This is a genomic window from Methylococcus sp. EFPC2 (assembly GCF_016925495.1).
Lineage (GTDB): Bacteria > Pseudomonadota > Gammaproteobacteria > Methylococcales > Methylococcaceae > EFPC2.
Genome location: NZ_CP070491.1, coordinates 3,796,320 through 3,814,433 on the forward strand (window position 1 = coordinate 3,796,320; position 18,114 = coordinate 3,814,433).

General features: G+C 61.9%; 18 protein-coding genes. 11 read left to right on the forward strand and 7 right to left on the reverse strand.

What is annotated here, in order from left to right:
- Nucleotides 1-9 precede the first annotated feature (9 nt).
- The 6 genes from JWZ97_RS16240 to JWZ97_RS16265 all read left to right on the forward strand — a co-directional run bounded on the left by JWZ97_RS16240 (nucleotide 10) and on the right by JWZ97_RS16265 (nucleotide 6,467).
- A complete protein-coding gene (locus JWZ97_RS16240) occupies nucleotides 10-1,029 on the forward strand; it encodes an ATP-grasp domain-containing protein (protein ID WP_205431256.1) in 1,020 nt (339 codons plus the stop codon).
- Nucleotides 1,019-2,065, forward strand: a complete 1,047-nt coding sequence (locus JWZ97_RS16245) for a hydantoinase/oxoprolinase family protein (RefSeq protein WP_205431258.1) — start codon at nucleotides 1,019-1,021, stop codon at nucleotides 2,063-2,065. The genes JWZ97_RS16240 and JWZ97_RS16245 overlap by 11 nt, the downstream gene beginning before the upstream one ends.
- Nucleotides 2,062-3,474 (forward strand): aminodeoxychorismate synthase component I, encoded by a 1,413-nt coding sequence (gene pabB, locus JWZ97_RS16250; protein WP_205431259.1) that lies wholly within the window; start codon nucleotides 2,062-2,064, stop codon nucleotides 3,472-3,474. Before JWZ97_RS16245 ends, pabB begins: the two co-directional genes overlap by 4 nt.
- Complete coding sequence (locus JWZ97_RS16255; protein ID WP_205431261.1) at nucleotides 3,461-4,066, forward strand: amino acid kinase; 606 nt, start codon at nucleotides 3,461-3,463, stop codon at nucleotides 4,064-4,066. The genes pabB and JWZ97_RS16255 overlap by 14 nt, the downstream gene beginning before the upstream one ends.
- Nucleotides 4,063-4,914: a peptide chain release factor N(5)-glutamine methyltransferase gene (gene prmC / locus JWZ97_RS16260; RefSeq protein WP_205431264.1), complete on the forward strand. Its 852-nt coding sequence runs from the start codon at nucleotides 4,063-4,065 to the stop codon at nucleotides 4,912-4,914. The genes JWZ97_RS16255 and prmC overlap by 4 nt, the downstream gene beginning before the upstream one ends.
- A 239-nt stretch (nucleotides 4,915-5,153) precedes the next feature.
- On the forward strand, nucleotides 5,154-6,467 hold the full coding sequence (locus JWZ97_RS16265) for a hemolysin family protein (protein ID WP_205431265.1): 1,314 nt from the start codon (nucleotides 5,154-5,156) through the stop codon (nucleotides 6,465-6,467).
- 20 nt (nucleotides 6,468-6,487) lie between these two features.
- Here the strand turns inward: JWZ97_RS16265 and JWZ97_RS16270 are convergent, their stop codons facing one another.
- The 3 genes from JWZ97_RS16270 to cysT are packed head-to-tail and all read right to left on the reverse strand — an operon-like array spanning nucleotide 6,488 to nucleotide 9,271.
- Complete coding sequence (locus JWZ97_RS16270) at nucleotides 6,488-7,555, reverse strand: sulfate/molybdate ABC transporter ATP-binding protein (protein ID WP_205431267.1); 1,068 nt, start codon at nucleotides 7,553-7,555, stop codon at nucleotides 6,488-6,490.
- Nucleotides 7,556-7,561: 6 nt separating this feature from the next.
- Nucleotides 7,562-8,419, reverse strand: a complete 858-nt coding sequence (gene cysW, locus JWZ97_RS16275; RefSeq protein WP_205431269.1) for a sulfate ABC transporter permease subunit CysW — start codon at nucleotides 8,417-8,419, stop codon at nucleotides 7,562-7,564.
- Nucleotides 8,420-8,434: 15 nt separating this feature from the next.
- The gene (cysT, locus tag JWZ97_RS16280; protein ID WP_256438273.1) at nucleotides 8,435-9,271 is read right to left on the reverse strand and encodes a sulfate ABC transporter permease subunit CysT; all 837 of its coding nucleotides are present in this window, start codon (nucleotides 9,269-9,271) and stop codon (nucleotides 8,435-8,437) included.
- Nucleotides 9,272-10,008: 737 nt separating this feature from the next.
- Between cysT and JWZ97_RS16285 the strand changes: the two genes are divergently transcribed.
- Nucleotides 10,009-10,791: a glycosyltransferase family A protein gene (locus JWZ97_RS16285; protein WP_205431271.1), complete on the forward strand. Its 783-nt coding sequence runs from the start codon at nucleotides 10,009-10,011 to the stop codon at nucleotides 10,789-10,791.
- A 115-nt stretch (nucleotides 10,792-10,906) separates the two neighbouring features.
- Here JWZ97_RS16285 and JWZ97_RS16290 read toward each other — a convergent pair whose 3' ends face one another.
- Both JWZ97_RS16290 and JWZ97_RS16295 read right to left on the reverse strand, forming a co-directional pair.
- Complete coding sequence (locus JWZ97_RS16290) at nucleotides 10,907-11,941, reverse strand: acyltransferase (RefSeq protein ID WP_205431273.1); 1,035 nt, start codon at nucleotides 11,939-11,941, stop codon at nucleotides 10,907-10,909.
- A 191-nt stretch (nucleotides 11,942-12,132) separates the two neighbouring features.
- Nucleotides 12,133-13,386 (reverse strand): multifunctional CCA addition/repair protein, encoded by a 1,254-nt coding sequence (locus tag JWZ97_RS16295; RefSeq protein WP_205434698.1) that lies wholly within the window; start codon nucleotides 13,384-13,386, stop codon nucleotides 12,133-12,135.
- 74 nt (nucleotides 13,387-13,460) lie between these two features.
- Here JWZ97_RS16295 and JWZ97_RS16300 point away from each other — a divergent pair, with 74 nt between their 5' ends.
- Entirely contained in the window at nucleotides 13,461-14,270 is an 810-nt protein-coding gene (locus JWZ97_RS16300) for a sulfite exporter TauE/SafE family protein (protein WP_205431275.1), read from the forward strand.
- A gap of 119 nt (nucleotides 14,271-14,389) precedes the next feature.
- On the opposite strand, the gene JWZ97_RS16305 is transcribed toward JWZ97_RS16300, so the two are convergent.
- On the reverse strand, nucleotides 14,390-15,136 hold the full coding sequence (locus JWZ97_RS16305; RefSeq protein ID WP_205431277.1) for an RNA methyltransferase: 747 nt from the start codon (nucleotides 15,134-15,136) through the stop codon (nucleotides 14,390-14,392).
- A gap of 85 nt (nucleotides 15,137-15,221) precedes the next feature.
- Here JWZ97_RS16305 and JWZ97_RS16310 point away from each other — a divergent pair, with 85 nt between their 5' ends.
- The gene (locus JWZ97_RS16310) at nucleotides 15,222-16,052 is read left to right on the forward strand and encodes an inositol monophosphatase family protein (protein WP_205431279.1); all 831 of its coding nucleotides are present in this window, start codon (nucleotides 15,222-15,224) and stop codon (nucleotides 16,050-16,052) included.
- Nucleotides 16,053-16,093: 41 nt separating this feature from the next.
- Nucleotides 16,094-16,756: a hypothetical protein gene (locus JWZ97_RS16315; protein ID WP_205431280.1), complete on the forward strand. Its 663-nt coding sequence runs from the start codon at nucleotides 16,094-16,096 to the stop codon at nucleotides 16,754-16,756.
- A 26-nt stretch (nucleotides 16,757-16,782) separates the two neighbouring features.
- Here JWZ97_RS16315 and JWZ97_RS16320 read toward each other — a convergent pair whose 3' ends face one another.
- Nucleotides 16,783-17,361, reverse strand: a complete 579-nt coding sequence (locus tag JWZ97_RS16320; protein ID WP_205431282.1) for a carbonic anhydrase — start codon at nucleotides 17,359-17,361, stop codon at nucleotides 16,783-16,785.
- Nucleotides 17,362-17,465: 104 nt separating this feature from the next.
- Between JWZ97_RS16320 and rdgB the strand changes: the two genes are divergently transcribed.
- Entirely contained in the window at nucleotides 17,466-18,080 is a 615-nt protein-coding gene (gene rdgB / locus JWZ97_RS16325; protein WP_205431291.1) for an RdgB/HAM1 family non-canonical purine NTP pyrophosphatase, read from the forward strand.
- The last annotated feature ends 34 nt before the right edge of the window (nucleotides 18,081-18,114 follow it).

Below are 18,114 nucleotides of genomic sequence, written 5' to 3' on the forward strand. Positions count from 1 at the left end.
GCGCAATCCATGAAAATCTTGGTGATGGAATATATCACCGGCGGTGGACTCGCGGGGGCAGAGCTGCCGCCGGGCTTGGTTCGGGAAGGCGGGTTGATGCGGAGGGCCTTGCTGGACGATCTCTTGCAGGCAGGCGGGGTGAGCGAGGTGCTGGTCTTGAACGATGCTCGCATTCCCGCAGTGCCGGCCGATACGCGCGTGCAGTGGCTTCCCGTGAGCGATGCGGCGGGTTTCTCGGCCCGCTGGCGCGAGGGGCTGGGGGCTTGCGATGCGCTATGGCTCGTCGCGCCGGAAAGCGGCGGCATCCTGGCCGATTTGAGCGCGGAGGCGGAAGCGGCCGGCATCCGTCTGCTGAGCAATCCTTCGCAGGCCGTGAATCTGGCCGGCAGCAAGTCCGCGACTCTGGAGCGCTTGCGCGCCCATGGCCTGCCGGTGGTGGAAAGCTGGCACTGGGCGGATTACCGGGTACAGGTTCAGCGCGACGGTCTGCTTGCCAACTCGCCTCTGGTGATCAAACCCGACGATGGGGTAGGGTGTGAGCATACGCGCATCTTTTTCCATCCGGACGAGCCCGAAGTACCGGACGATACGGCGTTTATCGTTCAGCCGCTGCTGGAAGGGGAACCGCTCAGCTTGTCCATCCTTTTCGCCGCGGGTGAGGCGAGCCTGCTGACCGTCAACCGACAGATGATAGACCAGCGGGATAAGGGCTTCGTACTCACCGGCTGCCTCGTGAATGCCCTGTCCGACACCGATGGTCGCTGGCAAAAACTGGCTGAGGACGTCGCTCGGGCCATGCCAGAGTTGTGGGGCTATGCCGGTATCGATCTGATATTGACCGCGCAGGGGCCCCGCATCCTGGAAATCAACCCCCGCCTGACGACGTCCTATGCCGGCATCCGTCGCGCGATCGGGCACAATCCCGCCGAGTTCGTTCTCGAGCTGATGCGAGGCGGTGCTCTGCCGCCGCCGGTCTCGGCTCGGGGGATAGCGGTCGCAATTTCCCTGCGGGAAAATCATGCAGATTGACCGGATAGGCTGGGACATCGGCGGCGCCCATCTCAAGGCGGCGGGCTTGGCGAACGGTGTCGTGGTTGCCGTCGCCCAGCGGCCCTGCCCCTTGTGGCGAGGCCTGGACCATCTGCATGCCGCCGCCGCTTCCATAGTCGAAGAACTGGCTCCCGCCGCGGGTTGCCGTCATGTCCTGACCATGACCGGCGAACTGGTCGATTTGTTCGAGCATCGCGAACAAGGTGTGCTGGGATTGCTCGCGGCGATGCGCGAGCATTGCCCCGTCGAGCAACTGTCCGTTTTTGCCGGTCCTCAAGGATTCCTGCCCGCCGCCGAGGTCGATGCGCGGCACGTCGCGGCCATCGCTTCGGCCAACTGGCTGGCCACCGGGCTTTATGCGGCCGGTCGTATCGCGTCGGGCCTGCTGGTGGATATCGGCAGCACGACCACGGATATCCTGGTCCTGCATGGCGGTACGGTTTCTTACCGGGGCTATAGCGATTTCGAACGCATGCGTTACGACGAGCTGGTTTACACGGGCGCGGTGCGCACCTCGCTCATGGCCCTGACGCCGCACGCCCCGTTTCGAGGCGAGTGGGTCCGCCTGATGGCCGAGCATTTCGCCACGACGGCCGACGTTTACCGCCTGCTCGGCGATTTGCCGGCTCATGCCGATCAGGCCGATACCGCCGACGGCGGTCCGAAGACGCCGGAGGCCAGCGCGCGGCGCCTGGCGCGGATGTTGGGGCTGGACGCCGAATCGGTGGCCATGGCCGACTGGGTGCGGCTCGCCCGCTATTTTCGCGAGCGGCAATTGTCCTGCGTGGGCGATGCCTGCGCCCGTTCCGAGTCGCTCGGCCTGCTGGCGGAAGACGCGCCTCTGGTCGGCGCTGGCGTCGGCCGTTTTCTGGTGCAAGAATTGGCGCGCCGATCCGGGCGACCCTATCTGGATTTCGACGACGTGTTAGCTTCCTCCCTATCCCCAGCCGGATTCCATGCGGCCGATTGCGCGCCGGCCGTCGCGGTCGCCTGTCTGGCCGAGCAGAACCGATGAGCGAAAACATCCCCACCATCACCGAACTACCCTATTTCGAGGACAGCACCGCCCTGTTCATGCCCTGGGCGGAACGGCGCTGGGCGGCTTTCCTGGACAGCGGTTTTCCGTTTACCCGACAGGGCCGTTACGACATTCTGGCGGCGGAGCCGTACATCACGCTGGTGACGCGCGGGCCACTGACCGAAATCCGCCAGGACGACAGCATCCGATTGTCACCCGAAGACCCGTTCGCCCTGATCAAGCAGGCTCTGGGCGAGCCGGCTCCGGCTCTGCCGGATATCCCGTTTCCGGGCGGAGCCATAGGCTATTTCGGTTATGACCTGGCGCGGCGGCTGGAGCGTTTGCCGGAGCTGGCTAGCGATGCGGAACTGATACCCGAGATGGGTGTGGGAGTCTACGACTGGGCGGTCGTCGTCGATCACCACGAGCGTCGCACCCGTCTGGTCAGCCTCAATCGCGATCCCGCGACCGCGGCGCGCTGGCCTCATCTGGTTCACGCCTTCAGCCAGATCCAGACCCTGGGCTGGCAGCACACAGGCTTCGGCCTGAGCGGTCAGGTCGAATCGAACATGACCCGCGCGCAGTACGGCAAGGCCTTCACGCGCATAAAGCAGTACATCCGCGAGGGCGATTGTTATCAGGTCAATCTGGCCCAACGCTTCCAGGTCCGCTGCCACGGCAATCCATGGACCGCCTACGTGACCCTGCGGCACGTCAATCCTGCGCCGTTCAGCGCCTTCCTCAACCAGCCCCAGGTCCAGGTCCTGAGTTCCTCGCCCGAGCGCTTCCTCAAACTGAAGCAGGGCGTCGTCGAAACCAAGCCCATCAAGGGCACCCGGCCGCGTTCCCTGAACCCCGAGGACGACAGGGCCCGCATCGAGGAGTTGCGCGCCAGCCTGAAAGACCGGGCGGAAAACTTGATGATCGTCGACCTGCTGCGCAACGACATCGGCAAAAGCTGCGAGCCCGGCTCGGTCCACGTGCCCGGCCTGTTCGAGATCGAGAGCTACGCCACGGTGCATCATCTGGTCAGTACCGTGCGCGGCCGGCTGGCGGCGGGGAGGCATGCGCTCGATCTGCTGCGCGGCTGTTTTCCCGGCGGCTCCATCACCGGCGCGCCCAAGATCCGTGCGATGGAAATCATCGAGGAACTGGAGCCCAACCGGCGCGGCGTCTACTGCGGGGCCATCGGCTATATCGGCTACGACGGCGACATGGACAGCAACATCGCCATCCGCACCCTGGTGCATTCGGACAGCCGCATCCGCTTCTGGGCGGGCGGCGGCATCGTCGCGGACTCCGACATGGAACAGGAATACCAGGAGTGTTATCACAAGGCCGCCGCCCTCCTGCATCTGCTCGAACATTTCCAGATCGGCAACACCGGCGACCATGTGGGTGCTTAAGCTGGGCGGCAGCCTGGCCGACGGCGATGCCTTGCCGCACTGGCTGGATGCCCTGGCCGGCTGCCCGGTCGTCGTCGTGCCTGGCGGGGGACCTTTCGCGGACGCCGTGAGAACGGCCCAGGCCCGCTGGCATTTCGACGAACAGACAGCCCACGAAATGGCCATCTTAGGCATGCAGCAATACGGGCGGATGCTGCTGGGCCTCAACGCCGGTTTGCGGGCGGCGCGCTCGCCCTGCGAATTGGCCGGGCGCTTGCCCGCCGTCTGGCTGCCGGAGCCGGAAACGCTGAGCGCCGCCCGCGTGCCGGCTTCCTGGGACATCACGTCCGACAGTCTGGCCGCCTGGCTGGCTGTCGCTACGGGTGCGTCCCATCTGCTGCTGGTCAAGTCGGTGTCGTCTCAGGGCGGTGCGCGGGCGGTCGAGTGCGACGATTTGATAGCGCAAGGTGTCGTCGATCCGGCCTTCCGCGAGTATGGCCGCGATGCGTCTCTGCAAAGCTGGTGGTGCGGACCGGGGGATTATGTCCATTTGCCGGACGCCTGGCATCGTCCGGCGGACTCTTTCGTGCGCATCCGATTCGATCGAACATGAGTCGTCTCGCTTACGGCGAATTGCTGCGGGATGCCACGGCCAAACTCGCCGAGTTTACCGACAGCCCCCGTCTGGATGCCGAAATCCTGCTCGGCCGCGCCACCGGAAAAAGCCGGGCCCAGCTTTTCGCCTGGCCTGAAAAAACGGTCGATGCGGCGGAAATGACTTGTTTCGAAAGCCTGCTCGCGCGACGGCTGGCGGGCGAGCCGATCGCCCACATCCTCGGCACGCGGGAGTTCTGGTCGCGGGAGTTCCGGGTTACCCCGGATGTGCTGATCCCTCGCCCGGAAACCGAGCTGCTGGTGGATCTGGCCTTGCAGCGCATCCCACCCGACCGGCCGGCCCGCATCGCCGACCTCGGCGCGGGCAGCGGCGCGATCGCCGTCACCCTGGCCCTGGAACTGCCGAAGGCGCAAGTTCTCACCCTCGACCTCAGTCCGGCGGCTCTCGCGGTCGCGCGCGACAACGCGGAAAGACTGGGAGCCCGCAATCTGCGCTTCCTGGCCAGCGACTGGTTTGCCGCACTGGACGACGACGCTCGTTTCGATCTGATCGTCAGCAACCCGCCCTATATCGCCGAAAACGATCCGCATCTATCGCGGGGCGACGTGCGTTTCGAGCCCGCACTCGCGTTGAGTTCCGGCGTCGACGGGCTGGATGCCATCCGCATCATCGTCGCGGATGCACGCAAACACCTGCTGCCGGGCGCCTGGTTGCTGTTCGAGCATGGCTACGACCAGGGCGCGTCCGCCCGCGAACTGCTGCACGAGGCGGGATATGCCGATGTCGCCAGTTATACCGACGGATTGGGATACGACCGGGTGAGCGGCGGAGTTCTCGACGGATAGTGGTTCGGCGTCACGTCCTTGAGTGGCGCCCCGGCCATCGCCTTGCCCTGGAAATTGAAGCGCGCGGAGAACTCCGCCCTGTGCAGGTCGCAGGTGTCTCCGTCGGGGCGCTTGCGCCGGGTGTTCATCGCTCTTAAAGCAGGATCTGCTGGCCTGTTACACTGTCGGCGTCTACCGGGCCGGAGCCGCGCGCATATCCGTTGTCCGGTCTTTATCGGTTCCTACATTCGAGTATCCCGATGGGTTATGAATTCGGTTTGATCATGCTGTTGATTTTGCTCAACGGCGTGTTCGCCATGTCGGAGATGGCCATCGTCTCGGCACGCAAGCACCGGCTGCAGCAGCGAGCGGACGATGGCCACGCCGGCGCGGCCCGGGCCCTGGAGTTAGTCGATCAGCCGACCCGTTTCCTTTCCACCATCCAGGTGGGCATCACATCCATCGGCGTGCTGAGCGGTGCCTTGGGCGAGGCGGCGATCGCAAAACCTCTGCTGCCTTACCTCGCCGCGGTCCCTCAACTGCAGCCCTATGCGGATGAACTGGCCCTGGCCGTGACCGTGGTAGTCATCACTTACCTTTCCCTGATCCTGGGCGAACTGGTGCCCAAGCGGCTGGCGCTGAACTTTCCCGAGTCCATCGCGGCCTGGACGGCGCGCCCCATGCATTGGCTCTCGCTGGCCGCCCTGCCGGCGGTGAAGGCTCTGATTCTGTCCACGGAGCTGGTACTCTGGCTGCTGCGGATCAAACCGTCTCAAGCGCCGTCCATCACTGAGGAGGAAATCAAGGTCTTGCTGGAGCAGGGCACCGAGGAAGGGGTGTTCGAGCAGACCGAGCAACAGTTGATGGAGAACATCTTGCGCCTGGACGATCGCAAGGTGGGTGCCATCCTGCGACCGCGCAAGGACATCGTGTTTCTCGACCTGGGCAACACCTTCGAAGAAAACCGCCAGCGCATCGTCGACCATCGCCATTGGGTCCTGCCCTTGTGTGAAAACGGCCTGGAAAACATCATCGGCGTGGTCAAGACCAAGGATCTGCTGAACCATATGTTGATGGGCGAACAGGCGGATTTGCGCGCGATCGCGACCCCGGCACTCTACGTGCCGGAATCGCTGACCCTGATGGAGTTGCTGGAGCAGTTCAGGGCTTCCCACCTGCATACCGCCCTGGTAGTGGACGAGTACGGCGAGGTGGAGGGGCTGGTGTCGCTGGGCGATGTGCTGGGCGTTATCGTTGGACATCTGTCTTCTTACGCGGGCGAGGACAGGCCGGAGATCGTGGAGCGTGAGGACGGCTCCTGGCTGGTCGATGGTATGTTGGATATCGACCGACTGAAGGCCGTGGTCGATCTAGACGAGCTGCCGGAGGAGAGGGCCGGCGAGTTCAACACGGTGGGCGGCTTCGTGATGCTGCACCTGGGGCGGGTGCCCAGGACGGCCGATCACTTCGAATTCGACGGATTGCGTATCGAAGTCGTCGATATGGACGGTAACCGGGTGGACAAGGTTTTGGTGTCTCGCATCACCGACGCGGCGGCGCCAGGGGCGTCCTGAACTGGCGTCGCCGCCGGGCTTTAGGTGCCGGCAAAAAACCGTATCTTGGTCGGCTCGACCAGGACTTCGGCGTCCTTCTGCAAACCCAGCTGCTGGAAATCCGCCTGCGAAATATCCACTTCCAGCAGGCCTTGCCCGTCGCTACGTTCCAGTTCGACCCGGACGGTGGAACCGAAGCGGCGTGCATCCCGGATGCGCGCGCGCAGGCCGCCGTTGAGCTTGGCGGAGTCGAGCGGGGCGATCTGCAACTCGTGGGGTCGGGCGTAAAAGACGGCCTGGTCGCTGGGAGGTTGTAGCGCCTCGGACAGTTCGACGGTCGCGTCGCCGATATGCGCCTGGCCTTCGTGGATACGCCCGTGAAACAGGTTCACGTCGCCGAGGAAGTGCATGACGAAAGGATTGGCCGGGTGGTCGTAAACCGAATCCGGCGTGCCGACCTGCTCGATGCGGCCGGAATTCAAGACCACCACGCGGTCGGCCACCTCCAGCGCTTCTTCCTGGTCATGGGTGACGAATACGCTGGTGATGTGCAGTTCGTCGTGCAAGCGCCGCAGCCAGCGCCGCAAGTCCTTGCGCACCTTGGCGTCCAGCGCGCCGAAAGGCTCGTCCAGCAGCAGCACCTTGGGTTCTACCGCCAGGGCGCGGGCGAGGGCGATACGCTGGCGCTGTCCACCGGAAAGCTGGGTCGGATAACGCTGCGCCACCCAGCCGAGCTGTACCAGTTCCAGCAGTTCGTTGACCCGCCGGCGGATGTCCTCGTCGCTGGGCCGGGTCGCGCGCGGACGCACGCGCAGGCCGAAGGCGACGTTCTCGAACACGGTCATATGCTGGAACAGCGCATAATGCTGGAACACGAAGCCAACCTGGCGCTCGCGCACGTGCACATTAGTGGCGTCTTCACCGTGCAGAATGATGCTGCCGGAGTCCGGAGCCTCCAGGCCGGCGATGATGCGCAGCAGCGTGGTCTTGCCGCAGCCGGACGGCCCGAGCAGCGCGACCAGTTCCCCGCCGGCGATTTCCAGGCTGACGTCCTTGAGCGCGTGAAATTGGCCGAAATGCTTGCTGACGTGGTCGATATGTATGGTCATGGGGCTTTATTCTTCGGTATGGGCTAAGCGGACTTGCTGTTTGATGCGCCATGCCAGCAGGCTCTTCGCCGCCAGCGTCACCAGGGCCAGGAGCGCCAGCAGCGAAGCCACGGCAAAGGCCGCCGCGGTGTTGTATTCGTTGTAGAGGATTTCCACGTGCAGCGGTATGGTGTTGGTCAGTCCGCGGATATGGCCCGACACCACCGATACGGCGCCGAATTCGCCCATCGCGCGGGCGTTGCTCAGGATCACGCCGTACAGCAGTCCCCACTTGATGTTGGGCAGGGTGACGTGCCAGAAGGTCTGCCAGCCCGTCGCGCCCAGTACGATGGCGGCTTCTTCTTCCTGCGTGCCCTGCGCCTGCATCAGCGGGATCAATTCGCGGGCGACGAAGGGAAAGGTGACGAAGATCGTGGCCAGCACGATGCCGGGTACGGCGAAGATCAGCTTGATGTCATGCTCGTGCAGCCAGTCGCCGAACCAGCCCTGCAGGCCGAACATCAGCACGTAGATCAGGCCCGAAACCACGGGCGAGACGGAAAACGGCAGGTCTATCAGGGTGATCAGCAGGCTCTTGCCGGGAAACGAGAACTTGGCGATGCTCCAGGCCGCCGCGACGCCGAATACCAGGTTCAGCGGGACGGCGATGGCCGCCACCGTCAAGGTCAGCCGCACGGCGGCCAGCGCGGTGGGATCCGTCAGGGATTGCCAATAGGTCGCCACCCCTTTGGAGAACGCCTGGATGAATACCAGCGCCAGGGGCAGGACCAGAAAGCCCAGGAGATACAGCAAGGCCAGCCCTATCAGCAGCCAGGGTAGCCAGCTGCCTGCGGTACGCGCCTGCGGGGTTGCGATCGCGCTCATATCGATGTCTATAGGTTAATGTGCCTGACCCAATCGACGCTGCCCCCACCATTGCAATACATTGATGGCCAGGAGCAGGGCGAATGAAACCACCAGCATGGAGACGGCCAGCGCGGTCGCCCCGGCGTAGTCGTATTGCTCGAGGTGGGTGATGATGAGCAGCGGGGTGATTTCCGACTTGAAAGGGATGTTGCCGGCAATGAAAATAACCGAGCCGTATTCCCCGATGGCTCGCGCGAACGCCAGGGCGAAGCCAGTCAGCAGGGCCGGCCAGATTTGCGGGAATAGCACCCGGATGAACGTCTGCAGCCGGTTCGCCCCCAGGCTGTGCGCCGCCTCTTCCAGTTCCTTGGGGAATTCTTCCAGCACCGGCTGTACCGTGCGGACCACGAAAGGCAGGCCGATGAAGGTCAAGGCGACCACTACGCCGAGGGGGGTGTAGGCGATCTTCAGCCCCAAGGGCGCGAATAGCTGTCCGACCCAACCCTTGGTGGAATAAAGCGTCGCCAGGGCAATGCCGGCGACGGCGGTGGGCAGGGCGAAGGGCAGGTCGACCAGCGCGTCGATCAAGCGCTTGCCGGGAAATTCGTAGCGCACGAGCACCCAGGCCACCAACAAACCGAACGCCGCGTTGATCAGCGCGCCGGCCAAGGAGGCGAAGAAGGTCAGTTTGTAGGACGCCAGGACGCGAGGGGTCGTGATGACTTGCCAGAATGCTTCCCAGCCCAGGGTCGCACTCTTGAGGAAGGTCGCCGATAGCGGAATGAGTACGATCAGGCTCAAATACAGCAAGGTGAAGCCCATCGCCAAAGGAAAGCCGGGCAATACGCTGTGGCGTTTGGACAAAGTCATGAACTAACCTGGAAGCGGCAACGGGGCGTGCATAAGCAATTTACATGCATCTTCTTATTCCATTATAGAATTTATACTTTTAATTATATAACAGAGCAACTGAATTCCGGTTGCGGCGAGCGAGCGTTGGCTTGGTCGCCCATGCGACGCGTGGCCGGATGCCGGGATTGTTCAACGAGGAAGCCTTGAGTCCCGCCTCTCGGAGCAGGAAAGGGATCGTGCGTTGCTGCAAAAGATGAAGCGGCGCGGGTCAAATTTAGGTGGGATCGCTCTTTGAGCGTGTTCGATACGCCTCCCGGCGGGCTTCCGGAACATGCTGTGGGGCGGCTGCTTGAACCAAGCGCAGCATCCGCTTGCCGATACCATGAACTCGTGTTGCAACGTTTTCCTAAGCGCAAATCATGCGACTAGTTCGGCCAATGCCCGTTCCGTCCCCCGGCTTTCAGCCGGTGTTCCCGAGTCGCGATCGCCGCATTCTGCAGGGGGCTGACAACGCTGCTAGCCATGGCACGGTCTCCTTTCCCTTACAGGCCCCGTCCTATACCGGTTACTCCGTCCACTCACGGAGTTCCATCGTGTAGGCTTTTTTCGGCAATTTTTACTTGCAACGCCTACCTTTCGTGGCATGAAGCTTTGGCGTCCATTTTTCCAACCTGCCGCCGTTTTGAATTCAGGCTATACGGCCTGAATGTTGGTAATCATGCTGCTCTACTTAATGAATTTGCTGATGAGGCTGTATGAAGGTAAGTATCGCAATTCCCTGCTACGAAATGTATGGAAGAGGTGTCGAGTGTCTGGATCATTCGCTCTCTGCCATATCAAGGCAAACATATAAGGATATAGAAGTCGTTATTTCCGACCATTCGCGAGATGATGCGATTTATACAGTGGTTCGTCGTTGGGCTGCTAATCTCGATATACGCTATGTCAGGTTTGAGGAAATGCGGGGCTCTTCCTCTGCAAACCATAATAGCTGCATTAGGCATTGTTCGGGCGATATTATTAAGTTTCTCTGTCAGGATGATTACTTGTATGATAAATTGGCCCTTAAGACCATAGTCGATGCTTTTTTGCCTGAAGCGAACTGGTTGTTGTCGAGATATATACATACGAGGGATCGTGTGAATTACTTTCGGCCGCAATATCCAACCCTCAATAAGTCGATCCATGTGAGTAATACCGTAGGGACTCACAGTTGCTTGACGATAAGAAATGTTGATCCGCCTTTGTTCGATGAAAATTTGATTTGGTTTATGGACTGTGAGTACTATCGCAGGCTCTACGATATTTATGGGGCTCCTTATATTCTTAACGAGTTAACCACGGCCGTGTTTCTTTGGGAGGGGCAGGTTTCAAATACGACGGCATCTAGCCAGGCTCTGCGGCAGGGGGAGTTGGATTACTTGCAACGGAAATACCCGTTCGATATTGATGAGCCGATTTCATCGCGGGAATATTCTTTGTTTCAGAAGCTCTCCAGAAAAATACATAGACAGCTATCGTTTCTGCGGGAGACATGAAGCGGCCCGCAAGGTCCTGTTAGACCATCCCGGTTGGCCGCGCGCGGGGTTAGGGTGTGCTGAAGCTGGGAGTTTGGGTATGGTGTAGGTGTTGCCCGAGTGTGAAAACGGCAGGCTATATGACGGATTTTCGAATATATGGGATTCTCATTAATAAAGCCACTAGCCCATACGATAGGCTTATTACCAATAACGCGAAAATGATTTCCCATATTGGGTGGACGACCGCTCTCCTGATGAGGCTGACGGCGCCGAGCACCGGCGTGTGTATGAGGTAAATGCCAAGCGAGCGACTTCCGAGTGCGGAAAGAACCGAATTTGCCCCCAGGTTCGGATGGCTAGTTGCAAACAGGAATGCGCAAGCGGCGAGCGGGAGGCTGCTGAACAGATAAGGTCTTTCTTGGAAGGGCAGCCCGGAAAGATGAGATAGTAAGGCGGATTCACAAAATATCATAATTACTGCCGTGGCCAGGAAGGGCGCGCTATGTTTTGTGCTTATGTTGTGGGCCGCAAAGAAGTGCCCGACGGTCAGAAATGAGAAAGCAATGAGTGGCCCTCGCTGTTCAAGGGGTAGAGTCAGGCCAAAACCCAAAAAGGTGGCCTCATAAGATGAGGTGGCTAGGCATAGCGCATACGCGCTAAAACCAATCGCAAGCAGGGCCGGTGGGCGTAAGGAGAGTTTAAGGCATAGTGCCAATAGACTGATTCCTGCGATTAGCGAGACGAGAAACCATAATGGCACGGCCGTTCCGCGAAAGAAGAATAAGTCTGGCCGCTTCGCGGCGAACGAAGGGAGAGCGTTCAAATTCCAAAGCAATGGAGCTGCGCTCTTTGCTTTAATCATTTGTTCCAGCCATGGGCCCCAGAAGATTCCATCGATGATGGTCCAGATTAGGAGTAGCGAGGCGAGTCGTGACGTGTATTTCAGCCATCTGGACAGTATGCTTTCCTTACTGATTCCTCTGGAATAAAAGTAGCCGGCGGCAACGAAGAAGAAGGGGACGGCGAAGGAAGAAAGCTGCTGTAGCGACTGCCCTAGATAGTACCAGTCCCCCTTCATCGATGCGGTGGCAATAAAGGGTTCCGTATGTATGATGACTACGGCAATTATAGCCAAGCCCTTAAGGGTATCGATCGATCGAATGCGCATTTGCAGCCTGATTTCGGGGTCGCACAACGTGCTGGTTCAACTGGGCGTTGTCGGCGATTAAGGGTGTTCCGCGGAGGACGTAAGGTATGAATTTCGAACAGAGCCGGAGATTCAACGGCTTTTATGTCTGGCCAAAATTATTGATGGAAAAGTGTTCATCGGTACTCGATCTGCAATAGGCAAGAGGCGGTTTATTTGGGGCTAAGGTCTGTGATCGTCGGGGTTTGGGGCGCGAGGGCTCGACGGACCGACGCGATGCGCGCCTGACGCAAGGCCTTGCCTAACGCCTCGCCTTGCAGGCCTTGCGCGATCAAAGGCGCGGTGGTCACGGCCATGGCGGCGATTTGGGCTTTGAGGATGAGGTCGCGCTGTGGGTAAGACCTGTTTTCGAAGCCGGTGCGGCCTCGGGCGTCGGCTTCGCAGGCCAGCAGGAAGTCGGCCAAGCGGTTGTTTTTCCTCAGCGCGTCCAATCGTTGCAGCAGGTCGACCAAGGTAGCGGCGCGCAACTCGGTCGCCCGATGGCAATGGCCGTGATAGCGCATGACCTGCTCCGCGAGCCGCTGATAATCCTTGGGTGCCTTTAGTCGGGTGCATAAAGCCTGCAGGGCCGGCAGGCCGGATTTTTCGTGGCCATGATGGCTGGGCCAACGCTCCGGTGGCGTCAATCCCTTTCCCAGATCATGCATCAAGGCGGCGAAGCGCAGCTTGGGATCATCGCTGAGGCAGGCGGCTTGTTCCAGAACCAACAGGGCATGGATCCCGGTATCGATTTCCGGATGATGCTGGGGCGGTTGCGGTACGCCGAACAGGCGGTCGAGTTCGGGAAACAGGCGCTCGAGGGCGCCGCAATTTCTCAGAGCGCGGAAGAATTCGGCCGGTGCGGGTTCGGACAAGGCCTTGACCAGCTCGGCCCAGACCCTTTCCGGCACCAGGGCGTCCACCTCGCCGGCCGCCACCATGGCTCGCATCAAGGTTAGGGTTTCTTCCGCCACCTTGAAGCCCAGGCGCGCGTAACGGGCGGCGAAACGGGCCACTCGCAGGATGCGCACCGGGTCTTCGGCGAATGCCTGGGAAACATGGCGCAACAGCCCGGCTTGCAGGTCGCTCAGGCCACCGTAGGGATCGATCAGCCGGCCACGCGCATCTTCGGCCATGGCGTTGATGGTCAGGTCGCGGCGCAACAGATCCTGTTCCAGCGTCACTTCCGGCGCGGCGTGCACGACGAAGCCACGATAACCGGGAGCGGTCTTGCGCTCGGTGCGGGCCAGGGCATATTCCTCGTGGGTTTGTGGGTGCAGGAACACGGGGAATTCACGGCCCACGGGCCGGAAGCCCAGGGCCAACATTTGCTCCGGGGTCGCGCCCACGACCACCCAGTCCCGCTCCTTGACCGGCAGGTTCAGCAGGCGGTCGCGCACCGCGCCGCCGACGAGATAGGTGTTCAACGATGCCATGGATTGATGCTGAAGGTGCCGATCGGATAAGGTCGCGAGTTTAACTCAAGCATCTTTAAGCGCGTATGTTCGAAACTTGGGCGTATTACCTGGCCTTCGGCAGTCTGGCCGGCGTCTTGTCCGGACTTTTAGGCATAGGCGGGGGCGTGGTGGTGGTGCCGTTTCTGATCTGGCGCTTGACGCTGGCGGGCTGCCCGCCGGATCTGGTCATGATCGTGGCGGTGGCCACCTCCTTGGCGACCATTGTCGTGACGTCGATGTCCGCGGTCTATACCCATCATCGGCTGGGTGCCTTGCGCTGGTCCTGGATCCGGCGGATGACGCCGGGCATCGTGCTCGGCACGGCGGTAGGCTCGGTGATCGCCGAGCGCCTGCCGGCGGGCTGGTTCAAGCTGCTGTTCGCCCTGTTCCTGATCTTCGTCGCGCTGCGTATGTTGCGCCGTGTGTCCACGCGGCTCGCCACCGAGCACCCGCGGAGCGTCGTGGTGGCCGGGGTGTCCGGTTTGATCGGACTGCTGTCGGCCATACTGGGGATAGGCGGCGGGACCCTCAGCGTGCCTTTTCTGGCCCGATGCGGCCAGCCCATGGGCAATGCAGTAGCCATCTCGGGGGCTTTGGGCTTTCCCATCGCGCTGGCTGGCGCCGTCACGTATGTTGCGCTGGGCTGGCAGCATCCAGGGTTGCCCGCGCCTAGCCTGGGCTACGTCTACCTGCCGGCCTTCGTCGGCATCATCCTGACCAGCGTGCTGTTCGCGCCTCTGGGCGCGAGGCTGGCGCACCGCTTGCCGGCCGCTCAGCTCAAGCGGGTGTTCGCCTTCGTGATCTTGGCCATAGGCGGCAAGCTGTTGTGGCAGGGGCTAGCGCGGCTGGTTTAGTCCGGAGCGGCCGTCAAGAAGCTCAAGTGCGGGACAGTCGCGTGCAGGGCTTGGCAAGCGGGGAGGGGAAGTCCCTTCCCGCTTGCCTTTTGGGGGGGCGTCCGGAAGAGCGGTCCGCGCTAGCTGCCACGGGGGACATCGCGCGTCCCCAGGCGATGCTGGACGGCAGTCAGTATGCCTCGCAACATGTGAATCTCGCTTTGCTCCAGCAGGGCGCGGTTGAAGATACGGCGTAATTTGCGGGTCAGCGAGGGCGAGGATTTGCGCTCGTGCAGGAAGCCGACATCGAACAGGGTTTGTACGAGATGCTTGTGGAAGGATTCCATTTGTTCGCCGGTGGCCAGGGGTTCTTGCTCCTTAGCCGTATTGGGCGGCGCCCCGGCCCGGGTGGCCTGGAACAACTCGTAGGTGATGACCTGCACGGCGGCGGCGACGTTGAGCGAGCTGAAATCGGGATTGCAGGGTATGTGCAGGAGGAAGTGGCAGCGCTCCAGTTCTTCGTTGGTGAGCCCGGCATGCTCGCGGCCGAATACGATGGCTGTCTTGTGGCGGCCGGCATCGCCCATCGCCAGTTCGGCGCTTTCCCTGGGCGTCAGTTGCGGCCAGGCGATGGTGCGCAGCCGGGCGCTGGCCCCGATCACGCGATGGCAGTCCGCAACGGCGGCGTCCAGGTCGTCGAACACGCGGGCGGATTCCAGGATGTCGTCGGCTCCGGATGCCCGGGCGCTGGCCTCGTCGCTGGGAAAAATCTTGGGGGTTACCAGGGCCAGGTCGGACAGCCCCATGTTTTTCATGGCGCGGGCGGCGGCCCCGATATTGCCGGGATGGGTCGTGGCGACCAGAACGATGCGGATGTTGGAGAGCACGGGGCGAGGGCTCGGGCAAAAAAGGGGCGAAAATACTAGCAAAAGTTGCTAACCTACGCTGCTTTTTCACAAAACCGGTAGCGCTATGGATCCCATGCTGAACATCGCCACCCGCGCTGCACGCGCGGCAGGTGATTACATCGTCCGCCAACTCGATCGCGTTGATACCCTTAAGATCACGCCCAAGGGACGCAACGATTTCGTCAGCGAGGTGGACCGCAAGGCTGAAGACGAAATCGTTAATATCTTGCGCAAGGCCTACCCGACTCATGGCTTCCTGGGCGAGGAAGGCGGCCGCCACGGCGGGCCGAGAGCGGAATACACCTGGGTCATCGATCCGCTCGACGGCACCACCAACTTTCTGCACGGTTTTCCCCAGTTCGCCGTGTCCATCGCCCTGTTGTTCAAGGGCAAGCTGGAGTGCGGCGTGATCTACGATCCGGTGCGGCAGGAGTTGTTCACCGCCAAGCGGGGCGGCGGGGCGGCGCTGAATAGCCGCCGTCTGCGGGTCACCCGGCAGAACGGCTTCAAGGGCGCCTTGCTGGGCACCGGATTTCCGTTCAAGGACCAGCGTCACAATGACGCCTATTTCGCGATGTTCCGCGAGTTGATGAAGGACACGGCCGGCATACGCCGGGCCGGTTCCGCCGCACTGGATCTGGCCTGGGTGGCGTGCGGTCGACTGGACGGATTTTGGGAGATCGGCTTGATGCCTTGGGACCTGGCGGCCGGCGTGTTGCTGATCCAGGAGGCCGGCGGCATCGTCACGGATTTCGAAAACGGCGATAAATTCCTGGAAACGGGCAACGTGCTGACCGCCAATCCGCGCCTGCACGCGTTGATGGAAGAGGCAATCCGGCCTCACGTCACGGATGCGTTGCGTTACACTCCTCCCGTGAGCGAAAACCCGGTCTGACGGGTTGCATCCCTATCTTGATCGGATCATGGAGGTTGGGCATGACACTAGAGGAAAGGTTGACCGCCATCAAGGCGGAACATCTGGCGGCTTTGGAAGAGTCCGATGCCTTTAGGCGGCTGGCCGAGTCGCGTCGTTCGGCGACTGCGGGGCAGCCGGGCGACAACGGCGAAGTTTTCGTCCTGCGCGAGCGGGCCGACGCCGCCAGTGAGCGGGCCTGCGAACTGGCCGAGCAGATCGAGGAAATCCAAGCCCATTTGGATGAAACGGCCGCCGAGGGGCGGGCTCAGTTGCTGAGCCAGCTACACACCGTCAGAGAACGTTTAAGGGGGCTGGGAGCAGGGGGGGGCAGCCAGGGAAATGTGCTGCAGCGCGAAGCGCAAGAACAGGCCTTGCAGCGGCAGCTGCAGAGTCTGCGCACGGAGCTTCTGGGCGAGAAGGGCGAGAGCCTGGCCGTCGAATATCTGGCAGCGGCACGTCAGCTGCTGCGCACCGCCACCGAATTGAAGGCATTTGCCGATTTCGCCGCCCTGTTCGGCGTGCGGCTTGGGCTGCACGTCGAAGATTTGCGCATTCCTCCGCCCCAGGGCGACAGGGCCGGATTCCACGTCTGTCGCCCGGAAGATTTGCGTGTCGACGCCGTTGCCGTGCAGAGTGCCAAGGCCGCCATCACCGAAAAGTGGGGTGATCTGCTGTCTGATTAGCCGGGACGCGCCGGCGCCCGTACGGATCAGATGGCGCGGCCGGCGTTGATGGCTTCCGGCACCTCGACCAGCTTCCCGGATTTCACGTCGTAGACGAAGCCGTAGATCGGAATGTGCTTGGGAACCAGCGCATGGGCGCGGATGCGGCGCACGTCTTCGGTGACACTCTCCGCCTGGTTCTTGATGGTCAGCCAGTTGATGTAGCGGCCTTCCGCGGAGCCCGGTCCGGCGCCTACATCGTGCCAGCCGTGCTCGTCGATGGTGGCGGTGTCCAGGCTCTTGCTCAGCAGATCCGCCATGATGTCGTTGTTGAACAGCTCCATGCCGCAGTCGGTGTGATGGATGACGAACCATTCGTGGGTGCCCAGCAGCTTGTGGGAAATCACCAGGGAGCGGATGGCGTCGTCGCTGGCGCGTCCGCCGGCGTTGCGGATCACGTGGGCGTCGCCTTCGCTCAGGCCGGCGTATTTGGCGGGATCGAGGCGGGCGTCCATGCAGGTCAGGATGGCGAAGCGGCGGGCCGGCGGCAGGGCCAGGCCTCCCTTATCGAAACGCGCGGCGTAGTTCTGGTTCGCTGCCAATACTTCTTGAAGAATCTTGCTCATGTAGCGCTCTCCACGGGGGTGATTGTTGGTGACGCCCGGCGGCCAGCCAGGCCTCATGAATATAAGCCTGTGCTTATGAATTTCACAAATGGTTTGACCAAGTCATGACGCAAAAGATCGTGCTCGCCAGCAATAATCCCGGAAAGATCCGCGAGATCCAGGTGATGTTGGGGAGTCGAGGCATCGAGGTGGTTTCGCAAGCCGGGTTTATCGATCGCGAGGCCGAAGAGACGGGGCTCACCTTCATTGAAAACGCGCTGATCAAGGCCCGCCACGCGGCGCGGTGCAGCGGCCTGCCAGCCATCGCGGACGACTCCGGCCTGGAGGTCGACGCGCTCGGCGGCGCGCCGGGCGTACGCTCCGCCCGTTACGCCGGTGACGGCGCCGAAGACGGGGCGAACAACGAGAAATTGTTGTACGAGTTGGCCGAAGTCCCGGATGAGCGTCGCACGGCGCGCTTCCGCTGCGTCATGGTTTATCTCCGGCATGCCAACGATCCCAGCCCGCTGATCGGTCAGGGCGTGTGGGAAGGACGCATTGCGCTCGAGCCGTCGGGGGGCGGCGGTTTCGGCTACGACCCGATTTTTTTCCTGCCCGGTCTGGGCGTTACGTCGGCAGAATTGCCGCCGGACGAAAAGAACCGGCTCAGCCATCGTGGCAAGGCCTTGCATGCGCTGCTTTCCCAATTCCTCCCCGAGCGCACGGGCCGGAACAGTTAGCGATTACATGCCATAATCCGGATGTTCGTTTTTC

What these genes read in the sequence shown, in the direction of transcription:
- pabB (WP_205431259.1), top strand. Translation starts at nt 2,062, where the DNA reads ATGAGCGAAAACATCCCCACCATCACCGAACTACCCTATTTCGAGGAC.
- JWZ97_RS16270 (WP_205431267.1), bottom strand. Translation starts at nt 7,555, where the DNA reads ATGACCATACATATCGACCACGTCAGCAAGCATTTCGGCCAATTTCAC.
- JWZ97_RS16290 (WP_205431273.1), bottom strand. Translation starts at nt 11,941, where the DNA reads ATGCGCATTCGATCGATCGATACCCTTAAGGGCTTGGCTATAATTGCC.
- JWZ97_RS16285 (WP_205431271.1), top strand. Translation starts at nt 10,009, where the DNA reads ATGAAGGTAAGTATCGCAATTCCCTGCTACGAAATGTATGGAAGAGGT.
- JWZ97_RS16310 (WP_205431279.1), top strand. Translation starts at nt 15,222, where the DNA reads ATGGATCCCATGCTGAACATCGCCACCCGCGCTGCACGCGCGGCAGGT.
- JWZ97_RS16320 (WP_205431282.1), bottom strand. Translation starts at nt 17,361, where the DNA reads ATGAGCAAGATTCTTCAAGAAGTATTGGCAGCGAACCAGAACTACGCC.
- JWZ97_RS16255 (WP_205431261.1), top strand. Translation starts at nt 3,461, where the DNA reads ATGTGGGTGCTTAAGCTGGGCGGCAGCCTGGCCGACGGCGATGCCTTG.
- cysW (WP_205431269.1), bottom strand. Translation starts at nt 8,419, where the DNA reads ATGAGCGCGATCGCAACCCCGCAGGCGCGTACCGCAGGCAGCTGGCTA.
- JWZ97_RS16315 (WP_205431280.1), top strand. Translation starts at nt 16,094, where the DNA reads ATGACACTAGAGGAAAGGTTGACCGCCATCAAGGCGGAACATCTGGCG.
- rdgB (WP_205431291.1), top strand. Translation starts at nt 17,466, where the DNA reads ATGACGCAAAAGATCGTGCTCGCCAGCAATAATCCCGGAAAGATCCGC.
- JWZ97_RS16245 (WP_205431258.1), top strand. Translation starts at nt 1,019, where the DNA reads ATGCAGATTGACCGGATAGGCTGGGACATCGGCGGCGCCCATCTCAAG.
- cysT (WP_256438273.1), bottom strand. Translation starts at nt 9,271, where the DNA reads ATGACTTTGTCCAAACGCCACAGCGTATTGCCCGGCTTTCCTTTGGCG.
- JWZ97_RS16300 (WP_205431275.1), top strand. Translation starts at nt 13,461, where the DNA reads ATGTTCGAAACTTGGGCGTATTACCTGGCCTTCGGCAGTCTGGCCGGC.
- prmC (WP_205431264.1), top strand. Translation starts at nt 4,063, where the DNA reads ATGAGTCGTCTCGCTTACGGCGAATTGCTGCGGGATGCCACGGCCAAA.
- JWZ97_RS16240 (WP_205431256.1), top strand. Translation starts at nt 10, where the DNA reads ATGAAAATCTTGGTGATGGAATATATCACCGGCGGTGGACTCGCGGGG.
- JWZ97_RS16265 (WP_205431265.1), top strand. Translation starts at nt 5,154, where the DNA reads ATGGGTTATGAATTCGGTTTGATCATGCTGTTGATTTTGCTCAACGGC.